This window comes from Methylobacterium sp. 88A (assembly GCF_000376345.1).
Classification (GTDB): Bacteria; Pseudomonadota; Alphaproteobacteria; order Rhizobiales; family Beijerinckiaceae; genus Methylobacterium; species Methylobacterium bullatum.
In genome coordinates, this window is the sequence record NZ_AQVT01000001.1 from 2,727,679 (window position 1) to 2,739,742 (window position 12,064).

At 63.5% G+C, this 12,064-nt stretch carries 18 protein-coding genes; all 18 read right to left on the reverse strand.

Annotated features, from left to right (window positions below):
• Positions 1-34 precede the first annotated feature (34 nt).
• A complete protein-coding gene (rplE, locus tag A3OM_RS0113075; protein ID WP_018044217.1) occupies positions 35-601 on the reverse strand; it encodes a 50S ribosomal protein L5 in 567 nt (188 codons plus the stop codon).
• On the reverse strand, positions 594-911 hold the full coding sequence (rplX, locus tag A3OM_RS0113080) for a 50S ribosomal protein L24 (RefSeq protein ID WP_018044218.1): 318 nt from the start codon (positions 909-911) through the stop codon (positions 594-596). The genes rplE and rplX overlap by 8 nt, the downstream gene beginning before the upstream one ends.
• Positions 911-1,279 carry a 50S ribosomal protein L14 gene (gene rplN / locus A3OM_RS0113085; RefSeq protein ID WP_018044219.1) on the reverse strand — a complete coding sequence of 123 codons (369 nt, stop codon included), beginning with the start codon at positions 1,277-1,279 and terminating at the stop codon, positions 911-913. The genes rplX and rplN overlap by 1 nt, the downstream gene beginning before the upstream one ends.
• A gap of 538 nt (positions 1,280-1,817) precedes the next feature.
• Positions 1,818-2,084 carry a 30S ribosomal protein S17 gene (rpsQ, locus tag A3OM_RS0113090; RefSeq protein WP_018044220.1) on the reverse strand — a complete coding sequence of 89 codons (267 nt, stop codon included), beginning with the start codon at positions 2,082-2,084 and terminating at the stop codon, positions 1,818-1,820.
• Positions 2,085-2,094: 10 nt separating this feature from the next.
• Complete coding sequence (rpmC, locus tag A3OM_RS0113095) at positions 2,095-2,310, reverse strand: 50S ribosomal protein L29 (protein ID WP_018044221.1); 216 nt, start codon at positions 2,308-2,310, stop codon at positions 2,095-2,097.
• A 12-nt stretch (positions 2,311-2,322) separates the two neighbouring features.
• A complete protein-coding gene (gene rplP, locus A3OM_RS0113100; protein ID WP_018044222.1) occupies positions 2,323-2,736 on the reverse strand; it encodes a 50S ribosomal protein L16 in 414 nt (137 codons plus the stop codon).
• 49 nt (positions 2,737-2,785) lie between these two features.
• Positions 2,786-3,526, reverse strand: a complete 741-nt coding sequence (gene rpsC / locus A3OM_RS0113105; protein WP_018044223.1) for a 30S ribosomal protein S3 — start codon at positions 3,524-3,526, stop codon at positions 2,786-2,788.
• 10 nt (positions 3,527-3,536) lie between these two features.
• Entirely contained in the window at positions 3,537-3,923 is a 387-nt protein-coding gene (rplV, locus tag A3OM_RS0113110; RefSeq protein ID WP_018044224.1) for a 50S ribosomal protein L22, read from the reverse strand.
• Position 3,924: 1 nt separating this feature from the next.
• Complete coding sequence (rpsS, locus tag A3OM_RS0113115) at positions 3,925-4,203, reverse strand: 30S ribosomal protein S19 (protein ID WP_018044225.1); 279 nt, start codon at positions 4,201-4,203, stop codon at positions 3,925-3,927.
• A 5-nt stretch (positions 4,204-4,208) separates the two neighbouring features.
• Positions 4,209-5,045, reverse strand: coding sequence for a 50S ribosomal protein L2 (gene rplB, locus A3OM_RS0113120; protein ID WP_018044226.1), 837 nt, complete (start codon positions 5,043-5,045; stop codon positions 4,209-4,211).
• Positions 5,046-5,070: 25 nt separating this feature from the next.
• Positions 5,071-5,367, reverse strand: coding sequence for a 50S ribosomal protein L23 (locus A3OM_RS0113125; protein ID WP_018044227.1), 297 nt, complete (start codon positions 5,365-5,367; stop codon positions 5,071-5,073).
• On the reverse strand, positions 5,364-5,984 hold the full coding sequence (rplD, locus tag A3OM_RS0113130) for a 50S ribosomal protein L4 (protein ID WP_018044228.1): 621 nt from the start codon (positions 5,982-5,984) through the stop codon (positions 5,364-5,366). The genes A3OM_RS0113125 and rplD overlap by 4 nt, the downstream gene beginning before the upstream one ends.
• The gene (gene rplC, locus A3OM_RS0113135; protein WP_018044229.1) at positions 5,984-6,727 is read right to left on the reverse strand and encodes a 50S ribosomal protein L3; all 744 of its coding nucleotides are present in this window, start codon (positions 6,725-6,727) and stop codon (positions 5,984-5,986) included. The genes rplD and rplC overlap by 1 nt, the downstream gene beginning before the upstream one ends.
• Before the next feature lie 50 nt (positions 6,728-6,777).
• Entirely contained in the window at positions 6,778-7,086 is a 309-nt protein-coding gene (rpsJ, locus tag A3OM_RS0113140; RefSeq protein WP_018044230.1) for a 30S ribosomal protein S10, read from the reverse strand.
• Positions 7,087-7,171: 85 nt separating this feature from the next.
• Positions 7,172-8,362: an elongation factor Tu gene (gene tuf / locus A3OM_RS0113145; protein ID WP_018044231.1), complete on the reverse strand. Its 1,191-nt coding sequence runs from the start codon at positions 8,360-8,362 to the stop codon at positions 7,172-7,174.
• A gap of 63 nt (positions 8,363-8,425) precedes the next feature.
• Positions 8,426-10,501 (reverse strand): elongation factor G, encoded by a 2,076-nt coding sequence (fusA, locus tag A3OM_RS0113150; protein ID WP_018044232.1) that lies wholly within the window; start codon positions 10,499-10,501, stop codon positions 8,426-8,428.
• A 30-nt stretch (positions 10,502-10,531) separates the two neighbouring features.
• Positions 10,532-11,002, reverse strand: coding sequence for a 30S ribosomal protein S7 (rpsG, locus tag A3OM_RS0113155; protein ID WP_018044233.1), 471 nt, complete (start codon positions 11,000-11,002; stop codon positions 10,532-10,534).
• Between the two features lie 99 nt (positions 11,003-11,101).
• On the reverse strand, positions 11,102-11,473 hold the full coding sequence (rpsL, locus tag A3OM_RS0113160) for a 30S ribosomal protein S12 (protein ID WP_018044234.1): 372 nt from the start codon (positions 11,471-11,473) through the stop codon (positions 11,102-11,104).
• Positions 11,474-12,064: the final 591 nt, after the last annotated feature.

The window sequence follows — 12,064 nt, forward strand, 5'->3', positions numbered from 1 at the left end:
TCTCCAGTGTCCGCGTCTAAGCGCTTTTCAGCACTTACTGCCGGAACGGGAATCGGAATTGCGAGAGGAGCGCGCGTGCCTCGGCATCGGTGCGAGCCGACGTCTGGATCACGATGTCCATGCCCCAGGTGGCATCGGCCTTGTCGTAGGAGATCTCCGGGAACACCAGGTGCTCCTTGAGGCCCAACGCGTAATTGCCGTTGCCGTCGAACGAACGGGGGTTCAGGCCGCGGAAGTCACGAACGCGCGGGAGCGCGATGGTGATCAGGCGGTCCATGAACTCGTACATCCGGTGCTTGCGCAGGGTGACCTTGCAGCCGATCGGCATGCCTTCGCGGACCTTGAAGGTCGCGATGGCCTTGCGGGCCTTGGTGATGACCGGCTTCTGGCCGGCGATCAGAGCAAGGTCGCCGGCGGCGACGGTGGCCTTCTTGGAATCGGCGGTGGACTCGCCGACGCCCATGTTGATCACGATCTTCTCGATGACCGGAACCTGCATGGGGTTCTTGTAGCCGAACTCTTCGATCAGCTTCTGGCGGACGACCTCATCGTAATGCTTGCGCAGACGAGGGGTGTACGCGTCGTTGTTCTTCTCAGCCATCGATCAGATCCCCCGAGCGCTTGGCGAACCGGACCTTGCGGCCGTCGTCGAGAATGCGGAAACCAACGCGCGTCGGCTGACCGTCCTTGGGGTCGGCGATCGCGATGTTGGACAGATGAATCGCGGCTTCCTTGGAGATGATGCCGCCTTCCTGGTTCTGCGTCTGCTTCTGGTGCTTCTTGACCAGATTGACCCCGCGCACGAGCGCACGGTCTTCCTTCGGCATCACCTGGATGACCTCGCCGGAACGACCCTTGTCGCGTCCGGTGAGAATGACGACCTTGTCGCCCTTCTTGACTTTGGCAGCCATCACAGCACCTCCGGAGCGAGCGAGATGATCTTCATGTGGTTCCGGGCGCGCAACTCGCGCGGCACGGGTCCGAAGATACGGGTGCCGATCGGCTCTTTCTGATTGTTGATCAGGACAGCGGCGTTCTTGTCGAACCGGATCACGGATCCGTCGGCGCGCTTCACTTCCTTGGCGGTGCGAACGACGACGGCTTTCATGACGTCGCCCTTCTTCACGCGGCCGCGGGGAATGGCCTCCTTCACCGAGACGACGATGATATCGCCGACACCGGCATACTTGCGCTTCGACCCGCCGAGAACCTTGATGCACATCACGCGACGCGCACCAGAATTGTCGGCGACGTCCAGATTCGTCTGCATCTGGATCACGAGAGTGACCTTTCCTTGTTTCAGACGGGTTTCCGCACACGGACGGTATTGTCCGGCGGACGACGTCTGATGGGGATCTGATGTCCCCGGCTCATATAGAAGGACCGCGCATTCGGCGTTTCTCAACGCCGGCGCGGTCACCGCGGTCCAGGGTGCGAACACCCTTTTGCATGTCGCGAAGGACGGCCTATTACTAGAGAGGGAAGCGCGACGCAAGAGCAAAGACGCGCAGCTGCGCTGCAGACGGCAATCCAGGACGGGTCTTCATCGAAAGGCCCGACCGGTCGTATCCGACGCCGGGAGCCATCCTGATTCGCACCGTTGATGACGAGCGTGGGAGAGCGGAACTGAATGCTCGGCGGATTTGAGCAAGTGTTCGCGGTCGAAGCCATCTGATTCGGTGACGCTCGATCAGTCGGATTGGGCGCCCGACAAGAAGTCATGCGCCTCTGTGAATCGTTCGGTCTTCCCGGCTAGGCACAAAACGCAAAAAAGCGGGCGCAGAAGCTGCGCCCGCTTTAACAAAGCTGCATCGGTCTCACGCTTCGGCGGAAGGTGCTTCCACGGCGGCTGCGCCACCTTCGATGAGCTTCCAGGTCTTGGTCTTCGAGAACGGACGGCATTCCTCGATCGACACGGTCTGGCCAACCTTGGCAATGTTGGTCTCGTCGTGGGCGTGATAGTTCTTCGAACGACGGACGGTCTTCTTCATCACCGGATGGGTGAAGCGACGCTCCACCTTCACGACGATGGTCTTCTCGCCCTTGTCGCTGACGACGACGCCCTGCAATACGCGCTTCGGCATGGTGTACTCCTCAGGCCTGCGCGGACTTCAGCGTCTTCTGACGCTGGAGAGTGCGAACGCGGGCGATATCGCGGCGGACCTCACGGACGCGGGCGACGTTCTCGAGCTGGCCGGTGGCGCCCTGGAAGCGCAGGTTGAACTGCTCCTTCTTCAGGTTCAGCAGCTCATCGTTCAACTGATCGGGCGACAGGGCGGCCAGATCCGACTGTCTCTGTGACGACTTCATGATCCCCTCCCCTTAGTCAGCGATGCGCTGAACGACGCGCGTGCGGATCGGGAGCTTCGCCGCACCGAGGCGCAAGGCCTCTTTGGCGATGTCCTCGGCGACGCCGTCGACTTCGAACATGATACGTCCGGGATGCACGCGGGCAGCCCAGAACTCGGGTGCACCCTTACCGGAGCCCATGCGGACTTCGGTGGGCTTCGCCGTGACCGGAACGTCCGGGAAGATCCGGATCCAGACACGGCCCTGGCGCTTCATCTCACGGGTGATCGCGCGGCGGGCCGCCTCGATCTGACGTGCGGTGACGCGCTCGGGCTCGATGGCCTTCAGGCCAAACGTCCCGAAATTGAGGTCGAAGCCGCCCTTGGCCGCACCGTGGATGCGACCCTTGAACTGCTTACGGAACCTGGTCTTCTTGGGTTGCAACATGGCAGCCTCTCAACACCTTCTATGGCTAACGGGCGTACGCGATCACGCCTCAGGCGTGTTCGCGCCGGCCGCGCTCGCGGCCACCCTCGCCATCGCGCTCGCGACGTCCGCCCGAACGGCCGCCTTCTTCCTGAGCGCGCTTGTCCTGCGCCATCGGGTCGTGCTCGAGGATTTCGCCCTTGAACACCCACACCTTGATTCCGCACGTCCCGTAGGTCGTGAAGGCGGTCGCCACGCCGTAATCGACATCCGCACGCAGGGTATGCAGCGGGACGCGACCTTCGCGGTACCATTCCTGACGAGCGATCTCAGCGCCGCCGAGACGACCCGAGCAATTGATCCGGATGCCTTCGGCACCGAGACGCATGGCCGACTGCACGGCGCGCTTCATGGCGCGACGGAAGGCGACACGGCGCTCGAGCTGCTGGGCGATCGAATCGGCCACGAGGGTGGCATCGATCTCGGGCTTGCGCACCTCGACGATGTTGATCGTCACGTCGGCCTTGGTCAGGGTGCCGACGAGCTTGCGCAGCTTCTCGATATCCGCGCCCTTCTTGCCGATCACCACGCCCGGACGGCCCGAGTGGATGGTGACGCGGCACTTCCGGTGCGGACGCTCGATGACGATCTTGGAGACGGCAGCCTGCTTCAGCTGCTTCATGAGGGCGGCGCGGATGGCGACGTCCTCGTGCATGAGTTTCGCGTATTCACCCTTCTGGGCGAACCAGCGGGAGTCCCAGGTCCGGTTGATACCGAGCCGCAGACCGATCGGATTGACTTTCTGGCCCATCAGGTCCTCCTCACGCCGCTTCGGCGGTCGGGACTTCGCGCACCACGATGGTGAGGTTCGCGAAGGGCTTCAGGATGCGGGCGCCGCGGCCACGTGCACGAGCGTGGAAACGCTTGAGCACGAGTGCCTTGCCGACGAAGGCCTCGGAGACGACGAGATCGTCGACGTCGAGGTCATGGTTGTTCTCGGCATTGGCGATGGCGCTCTCGAGGCACTTCTTGACCTCGCGGGCGATCCGCTTGCGGGAGAATTCCAGGTCGGCCAGAGCCGACTCGACCTTCTTACCGCGGATGAGTTGCGCAACGAGATTGAGCTTCTGAGGACTCACGCGCAGCATGCGCGCGACGGCCTTCGCCTCGTTCTCGGGGAGCGCGCGGGGGGTGGCTTGCTTGCCCATCTCAGCGCCTCTTCGCCTTCTTGTCGGCTGCGTGGCCGTGGAAGGTACGGGTCGGCGAGAACTCGCCGAACTTGTGACCGACCATCTCCTCGGACACGTAGACCGGGATATGCTTCTGTCCGTTGTGCACACCGAAGGTGAGCCCGACGAACTGCGGCAGGATCGTGGAGCGACGGCTCCAGATCTTGATGACTTCGTTGCGGCTGGATCCGCGAGCGGTCTCAGCCTTCTTGAGGAGGTAGCCGTCGATGAACGGCCCCTTCCAGAGCGAGCGTGCCATGAGGGTTACTTCTTGCGGTTGTGACGGCTGGCGAGGATGAAGACATCGGTCCGCTTGTTCGACCGGGTCTTCTTCCCCTTGGTGGGCACGCCCCAGGGCGTGACCGGGTTACGGCCGCCCGAGGTACGACCCTCACCGCCGCCGTGCGGGTGATCGACCGGGTTCATGGCAACGCCGCGAACGTGCGGACGCTTGCCGAGCCAGCGATTGCGGCCGGCCTTGCCGAGCGAGATGTTCATGTGGTCCGGGTTCGACACCGCACCGACACTGGCGAAGCAATTGCCGTGGACCAGACGCTGCTCACCCGAGTTCAGACGCAGGGTGACGTATCCCTGGTCGCGTCCGACGATCTGAGCGTAGTTCCCGGCGGAGCGGGCGATCGCGCCGCCCTTACCGATCTTCAGCTCGACATTGTGGACGATCGTGCCCACCGGCATGTTGCCGACCGGGCCGGCATTGCCCGGCTTGATGTCGACCTGCTCGGCGGCGATCACCTTGTCGCCCGGCGACAGACGCTGGGGAGCTAGGATGTAGCTCTGCACGCCGTCGGGGAACGTGATCAGCGCGATGAACGCCGTGCGGTTGGGATCGTACTCGATCCGCTCCACGGTGGCGGCCACGCCGAGCTGCTCGCGACGCTTGAAATCGACGTTGCGCAGGGTGCGCTTGTGCCCACCGCCGCGGAAGCGGACGGTGATGCGACCGAGGTTGTTGCGGCCGCCGGACGACGACTTGCCCTCGGTGAGTTTCTTGACCGGCTTGCCCTTGTAGAGCTCACGGCGGTCGACGAGCACGAGCTGGCGAAGGCTCGGCGTGACCGGTTTGAATGTCTTCAAGGCCATCGGCTTGATCCTAACGCTTTTCGTGTCAGAGCCCGGTCGTGACGTCGATCGTTTCACCCTCGGCGAGGGTCACGATCGCTTTCTTCACGTCCGAACGCTGTCCGCGAAGCCCGCGGAAAATCTTCTTCTTGCCCTTGGTGACGAGCGTGTTCACGCCCGTGACCTTGACGTCGAACAGCTTCTCGACCGCCTCTTTGATCTGCGGCTTGGTAGCCTTCGGGGAAACCCGGAAGACGACCTTGTTCTGCTCGGTGAGGTTCGTCGCCTTCTCGGTGATGACCGGGGAGACGATGATGTCGTAGTGGCGCGGATCGGCACTCATTTGAATCGCGCCTCCAGCGCATCGATCGCTGCGCGCGTCAGCACGAGCTTGTCGCGACGCAGGATGTCGTAGACGTTGATGCCCTGGACCGGCATGACGTCGATCTGCGGGATGTTGCGGGCGGCGCGACCGAAGTTCACGTCGACCTCGGCACCGCTGATGATCAGCGCGCTGGACAGGCCCATCTTCTCGAAGCGCTCGACCAGGTTACGGGTCTTGCCGTCGGCGAGCGTCACGTCGTCCACGATGATGAGCGTCTCGGCCTTCACCTTGGCGGACAGGGCGTGACGGAGAGCCAGGGCGCGGACCTTCTTGGGCAGGTCATGAGCATGGCTGCGCACGACAGGACCGAAGGCACGTCCACCGCCGCGGAACTGCGGAGCGGAGGCGGCGCCGTGACGAGCGTTACCGGTGCCCTTCTGCTTGTACAGCTTCTTGCGCGTACGGTTGACGTCCGAGCGGTTCTTGACCGCATGGGTGCCGGCCTGACGCTTGGCGAGCTGCCAGCGCACCATGCGCTGGAGAAGGTCGGCGCGGGGCTCGAGACCGAAGATGGTCTCGTCCAGGTCGATGGACCCGGCGCCGTCGCCGTCGAGAGTGGTGATATCGAGCTTCATCACGCGTTCTCCTCGGAAGCGGGAGCCTCGGGAGCCGGAGCTTCGGTGGCGGGAGCAGCGGAAGAACCGTTTTCACGGAACTTGCCCGGCTGCGGCACGTCGGCGGGGAGCTTGCGCTTCACCGCGTCGCGGATCTGGATCCAGCCGCCGGCGACACCGGGGACGGCGCCTTCGACGAGGATGAGGCCACGCTCGGGATCCGTGCGCACGACGCGCAGGTTCTGGGTCGTGACCCGGTCGACGCCCATGTGACCGGGCATCTTCTTGTTCTTGAAGGTCTTGCCAGGGTCCTGGCGGCCACCGGTCGAACCGATCGAACGGTGCGAGATGGACACGCCGTGGGTGGCGCGCAGACCGCCGAAGTTCCAGCGCTTCATACCACCTGCGAAGCCCTTACCCGTGGTCGTGCCCGTCACGTCGACGAACTGACCGGGGATGAAGTGGTCGGCGGTGATTTCGGCACCGACCGGGATCAGCGCGTCCTCGGACACGCGGAACTCGGCGAGCTTCTGCTTGGGCTCGACCTTGGCAACCGCGAACCGGCCGCGCTCGGCAGCCGACACGTTCTTCACCTTGGCCTTGCCGACGCCGACCTGAAGGGCGACGTAGCCGTTCTTCTCGACGGTACGGTGGGCGACCACCTGGCATTGATCGATTTTAAGCACTGTCACGGGGACATGTTCGCCAGCATCCGTAAAGATGCGGGTCATGCCGACCTTCTGTGCAATGACGCCTGAGCGCATAGGTGTCTCCCTCGCGCGATTCTACGGTAAGCTCTAAATCCCCGCGGGACTTAGAGCTTGATCTCCACGTCCACGCCGGCGGCGAGGTCGAGCTTCATCAGCGCGTCCACGGTCTGCGGCGTCGGATCGACGATATCGAGGACGCGCTTGTGGGTGCGCATCTCGAACTGCTCGCGCGACTTCTTGTCGATGTGCGGCGAGCGGTTGACGGTGAACTTCTCGATATGCGTCGGAAGCGGGATCGGACCACGAATGGTCGCGCCGGTGCGCTTGGCCGTCGACACGATCTCGCGGGTCGAGGCATCGAGGATGCGATGATCGAACGCCTTGAGGCGAATGCGGATATTCTGACCGTTCATGACCTGAAACCTTGGCGGGACTTAAGAAGGGGCGGGCGCGAGGACCCGCCCCTCTGTCGATCCCAGCAGACTGAGCGTACCGAACTTAATCGTTGATGGCTGCGACGACGCCTGCGCCGACGGTGCGACCGCCTTCACGGATGGCGAAGCGGAGCTTCTCTTCCATGGCGACGGGGACGATGAGGGTGACGTCCATGGTGACGCTGTCACCGGGCATCACCATCTCGGTGCCCTCGGGCAGTTCGCAGACACCGGTCACGTCGGTGGTGCGGAAGTAGAACTGGGGCCGGTAGTTGGTGAAGAACGGGGTGTGGCGACCGCCCTCCTCCTTGGTGAGGATGTAGGCCTCGGCCTTGAACTTGGTGTGGGGCTTGACCGAGCCGGGCTTGCACACGACCTGGCCGCGCTCGACGTCCTCGCGCTTGGTGCCGCGCAGGAGCACGCCGACATTGTCGCCGGCCTGGCCCTGGTCGAGCAGCTTGCGGAACATCTCGACGCCCGTGACCGTGGTGGTCTGGGTGTCGCGGATGCCGACGATCTCCACGGTCTCGCCGACCTTGACGATGCCGCGCTCGACGCGACCCGTCACCACGGTGCCGCGGCCCGAGATCGAGAACACGTCCTCGATCGGCATCAGGAACGGCTTGTCGATCGGACGCTCCGGCTGCGGGATGTAGGCGTCCACCGACTCCATCAGCTTCAGCACGGCGTCGTGGCCGACGGCCTTGTCGCCGTTGTCGAGGGCGACCTTGGCCGAGCCCTTGGTGATCGGGATGTCGTCGCCGGGGAAGTCGTACTTGGAGAGGAGCTCGCGCACCTCCATCTCGACGAGCTCGAGGAGCTCCTCGTCGTCGACGAGGTCGACCTTGTTGAGGAACACCACCAGGGCCGGCACGCCGACCTGGCGGGCGAGCAGGATGTGCTCGCGGGTCTGGGGCATCGGGCCGTCGGCGGCCGACACGACCAGGATCGCGCCGTCCATCTGGGCGGCACCGGTGATCATGTTCTTCACGTAATCGGCGTGGCCGGGGCAATCGACGTGGGCGTAGTGACGGTTGGCCGTCTCGTACTCGACGTGGGCCGTCGAGATCGTGATGCCGCGCGCCTTCTCCTCGGGAGCCTTGTCGATCTGGTCGTAGGCCGTGAACGTCGCGCCACCCGACTCCGCCAGGACCTTCGTGATCGCCGCCGTCAGCGACGTCTTGCCGTGGTCGACGTGACCGATCGTGCCGATGTTGCAGTGCGGCTTGGTGCGGGCAAACTTCTCTTTGGCCATCGTAGCCTCCGTAATCTCAGTGTTTCAGGTGATGCTGCTGCGGTCCGGAAAAGGCGGGAAGCCTTAAGCGTACTTCGCGACGACCTTCTCGGCCTCGCCGCGCGGCACCTCTTCGTAATGGTCGAATTGCATCGTAAAGTTCGCGCGGCCCTGGGAGAAGGAGCGCAGCTGGTTCACGTAGCCGAACATGTTGGCGAGCGGCACCATCGCATTGATGACGTTCGCGTTGCCACGCATGTCCTGGCCCTGGATCTGGCCACGGCGGGAGTTCAGATCGCCGATCACCGAACCGGTATACTCTTCCGGCGAGACAACCTCGACCTTCATGACCGGCTCGAGCAGGACCGATCCGCCCTTCTGGAGGGCTTCACGGAGCGCCGCACGGGAGGCGATTTCGAAGGCCAGGGCCGACGAGTCGACATCGTGGTAGGCGCCGTCGATCAGCTCGACCTTGATGTCCACCACCGGGAAGCCGGCGAGGATGCCGGCGCCGAGCACCGAGTTGAGGCCCTTTTCGACGCCTGGGATGTACTCCTTGGGCACCGTGCCGCCGATGATCTTCGACGAGAACTCGAAGCCCTTGCCCGGCTCGTTCGGCTCGACCACGAACTTTACACGAGCGAACTGACCGGTACCGCCGGTCTGCTTCTTGTGGGTGTAGTCGATCTCGGTGCGCTTCGTCAGCTTCTCACGATACGCCACCTGCGGCTGGCCGATATTCGCGTCGACCATGTAGGTGCGGCGCAGGATGTCGACCTTGATGTCGAGGTGGAGTTCGCCCATCCCGCGAAGGATGGTCTGGCCCGATTCCTGGTCGGTGGAAACGCGGAAGGACGGATCCTCCGCGGCGAGCTTGGCGAGAGCGATGCCGAGCTTCTCCTGATCGGCCTTGGACTTCGGCTCGACCGCGATCTCGATGACGGGCTCGGGGAACTCCATCTTCTCGAGGATGACGGCGTCCTTCGGATCGCACAGCGTATCGCCGGTACGAGTTTCCTTGAGACCAGCCAGAGCCACGATGTCGCCGGTGAAGGCTTCCTTCACGTCTTCGCGGTTGTTGGCATGCATGAGAAGCATGCGGCCGACACGCTCTTTCTTGTCGCGCGACGAGTTGATGACGTTGGCGCCGGATTCGACCTTGCCCGAGTAGACACGGCAGAACGTGATCGTGCCGACATGCGGGTCGTCCATGATCTTGAACGCCAGCATCGAGAAGGGATCGCTGTCGGACGGATGACGAACGGTCTCTTCCTCGGTCTTGAAGTCGAGGCCCTTGATCTCGCCGCGATCGGCGGGAGACGGCAGGTAGTCGACGACGGCGTCGAGCAGGGGCTGAACGCCCTTGTTCTTGAACGCCGAACCGCAGAGCACGGGATGGAACGCGCGACGCTGGACGGCCGTGCGCACGAGTCGATGCATCGTCTCTGCATCCGGCTCGACACCGTCGAGATAGGCCGACATGGCATCGTCATCCATCTCGACGCAGGCTTCGACGAGCTTGATCCGGTATTCGGCAGCCTGATCGGCGAGGTCGGCCGGGATCTCGGTCTCCGAGAAATCGGCGCCGAGCTTCTCGGACGTCCAGACGATGGCCTTCATCTTGATCAGGTCGATGACGCCCTTGAAGGTCGTCTCGGCGCCGATCGGCAGCTGCAGGCAGACGGGCTTGCCGGCGACGCGGTCGATGATGTCGGCGACGCATTTGAAGAAGTCGGCGCCGATCTTGTCCATCTTGTTGACGAACACGACGCGCGGAACGTCGTACTTGTCGGCCTGACGCCAGACGGTCTCGGTCTGAGGCTCGACTCCCTGGTTGCCGTCGAGCACGCAGACGGCGCCGTCGAGGACGCGAAGCGAGCGCTCCACTTCGATGGTGAAGTCCACGTGGCCGGGCGTGTCGATGATGTTCAGGCGCTTGTCGCGCCAGAAGCAGGTGGTCGCGGCGGAGGTGATCGTGATGCCACGCTCCTGCTCCTGCGTCATCCAATCCATCGTCGCGGCGCCGTCATGGACTTCGCCGATCTTATGGGACTTGCCGGTGTAGTAGAGGATCCGCTCAGTGGTCGTGGTTTTTCCAGCATCAATGTGAGCCATGATGCCGAAATTACGGTAGTCCTCGATCGCATGCGTGCGGGGCATCGGATTGCTCCTGAAAGGGTCCGGGGCCGCTTACCAGCGGTAGTGCGAGAAGGCGCGGTTGGCTTCAGCCATGCGGTGCGTGTCTTCCCGCTTCTTGACCGCGTTGCCACGGTTGTTCGCGGCATCGAGGAGTTCGGCCGAGAGGCGCTCGACCATGGTGCGGTCGTTGCGGCCACGGGCGGCCTGGATGAGCCAGCGGATCGCAAGAGCCTGACGACGCTCGGTGCGAACCTCGACGGGGACCTGGTAGGTCGCGCCGCCGACGCGACGGGACCGCACTTCGATCGCCGGAGCGACGTTCTCGAGCGCGGCGCGGAACACCTCGATCGGGTTCGCACGGGCGCGGTTCTCGACGATGTCGAACGCGCCGTAGACGATACCTTCGGCGATCGACTTCTTGCCCTCGTACATGATGGAATTCATGAACTTGGTGAGCACGATGTCGCCGTACTTGGCGTCCGGGATGATCTCACGCTTTTCAGCAGAATGGCGGCGGGACATCGCTCGCTCCGTCTATAAATCAAGGTCTTGAAACCACCCCGCGCAGGCCACCTGAACCTCATGGAGGTCGGCGACATCCTTACGGGATGAGCGAAATTCTTACTTCGGGCGCTTGGCGCCGTACTTGGAGCGGCGCTGCTTACGACCCTTGACGCCCTGCGTGTCGAGCACGCCGCGCAGGATGTGGTAGCGAACACCGGGAAGATCCTTCACGCGGCCGCCGCGGATCATGACCACGGAGTGCTCTTGAAGGTTGTGACCTTCACCGGGGATGTACCCGATGACTTCGAAACCGTTGGTCAGACGGACCTTGGCGACCTTACGGAGAGCCGAGTTCGGCTTCTTCGGCGTCGTCGTGTAGACGCGGGTGCAAACGCCACGCTTCTGCGGGCAGGCGTCGAGCGCCGGCACTTTGTTGCGGCTCTTCTGCGCCTTACGCGGCTGCGCGATCAGCTGGTTGATCGTCGGCATACTCTGCCCTCTTCATTCGGACCGCTGAGACGCGATCCCATGTTCGGCTTCACGAGGCAGCCTGTCTCCAGGCTGTCGCGGATCTCGATAAGAAGATCCGCAAAACGAATATGCGCCATGGATCGGTGAGGACCCGTGGCGCGTGTTCGGCAGAGGATCACGCCTTGCAGCGCGCTCGTACCTACTGATCTGACAAGGACGTCAGTCGATGTGAGTGCCGGAACCGGATTAGCGATTGTCTTTCGGCCCGAGGGTCGCGACTCGCTATGTCCTGCTGTTGTGCCGGAGTGGCGTGCTTCTATGCGGGGGATGGCGGAACGTCAATCCCGAAGCACGATAAAGTTTGGTCTGACCGGCGGTTAACGCCCGATTATTGGCCCGCTGCGGAGTCGGTCGCCCCGTAGAAGCGATGGATGGCAGGTTCGCCGCATCGGATCAAGGTCATGAGCACGGGCCGGAAGGCGGCCGCGATGGCGATTCCCGAGGGCTTTCCGCCGGGAAATTTACTTCGTCCTGGCATCGGCAAGATGGATTAGCGCAACGAAAAAGGGCGGCCATCGCTGGCCGCCCTTTTGTTCCTTCCGAACGCTG

Excerpts from the sequence above, each read along its gene's own strand:
- rplE (WP_018044217.1), bottom strand. The coding sequence starts at position 601 with ATGGCTGAGAAGAACAACGACGCGTACACCCCTCGTCTGCGCAAGCAT.
- rplX (WP_018044218.1), bottom strand. The coding sequence starts at position 911 with ATGGCTGCCAAAGTCAAGAAGGGCGACAAGGTCGTCATTCTCACCGGA.
- rpsQ (WP_018044220.1), bottom strand. The coding sequence starts at position 2,084 with ATGCCGAAGCGCGTATTGCAGGGCGTCGTCGTCAGCGACAAGGGCGAG.
- rpmC (WP_018044221.1), bottom strand. The coding sequence starts at position 2,310 with ATGAAGTCGTCACAGAGACAGTCGGATCTGGCCGCCCTGTCGCCCGAT.
- rplP (WP_018044222.1), bottom strand. The coding sequence starts at position 2,736 with ATGTTGCAACCCAAGAAGACCAGGTTCCGTAAGCAGTTCAAGGGTCGC.
- rpsC (WP_018044223.1), bottom strand. The coding sequence starts at position 3,526 with ATGGGCCAGAAAGTCAATCCGATCGGTCTGCGGCTCGGTATCAACCGG.
- rplV (WP_018044224.1), bottom strand. The coding sequence starts at position 3,923 with ATGGGCAAGCAAGCCACCCCCCGCGCGCTCCCCGAGAACGAGGCGAAG.
- rpsS (WP_018044225.1), bottom strand. The coding sequence starts at position 4,203 with ATGGCACGCTCGCTCTGGAAGGGGCCGTTCATCGACGGCTACCTCCTC.
- rplB (WP_018044226.1), bottom strand. The coding sequence starts at position 5,045 with ATGGCCTTGAAGACATTCAAACCGGTCACGCCGAGCCTTCGCCAGCTC.
- A3OM_RS0113125 (WP_018044227.1), bottom strand. The coding sequence starts at position 5,367 with ATGAGTGCCGATCCGCGCCACTACGACATCATCGTCTCCCCGGTCATC.
- rplD (WP_018044228.1), bottom strand. The coding sequence starts at position 5,984 with ATGAAGCTCGATATCACCACTCTCGACGGCGACGGCGCCGGGTCCATC.
- rplC (WP_018044229.1), bottom strand. The coding sequence starts at position 6,727 with ATGCGCTCAGGCGTCATTGCACAGAAGGTCGGCATGACCCGCATCTTT.
- rpsJ (WP_018044230.1), bottom strand. The coding sequence starts at position 7,086 with ATGAACGGTCAGAATATCCGCATTCGCCTCAAGGCGTTCGATCATCGC.
- tuf (WP_018044231.1), bottom strand. The coding sequence starts at position 8,362 with ATGGCCAAAGAGAAGTTTGCCCGCACCAAGCCGCACTGCAACATCGGC.
- fusA (WP_018044232.1), bottom strand. The coding sequence starts at position 10,501 with ATGCCCCGCACGCATGCGATCGAGGACTACCGTAATTTCGGCATCATG.
- rpsG (WP_018044233.1), bottom strand. The coding sequence starts at position 11,002 with ATGTCCCGCCGCCATTCTGCTGAAAAGCGTGAGATCATCCCGGACGCC.
- rpsL (WP_018044234.1), bottom strand. The coding sequence starts at position 11,473 with ATGCCGACGATCAACCAGCTGATCGCGCAGCCGCGTAAGGCGCAGAAG.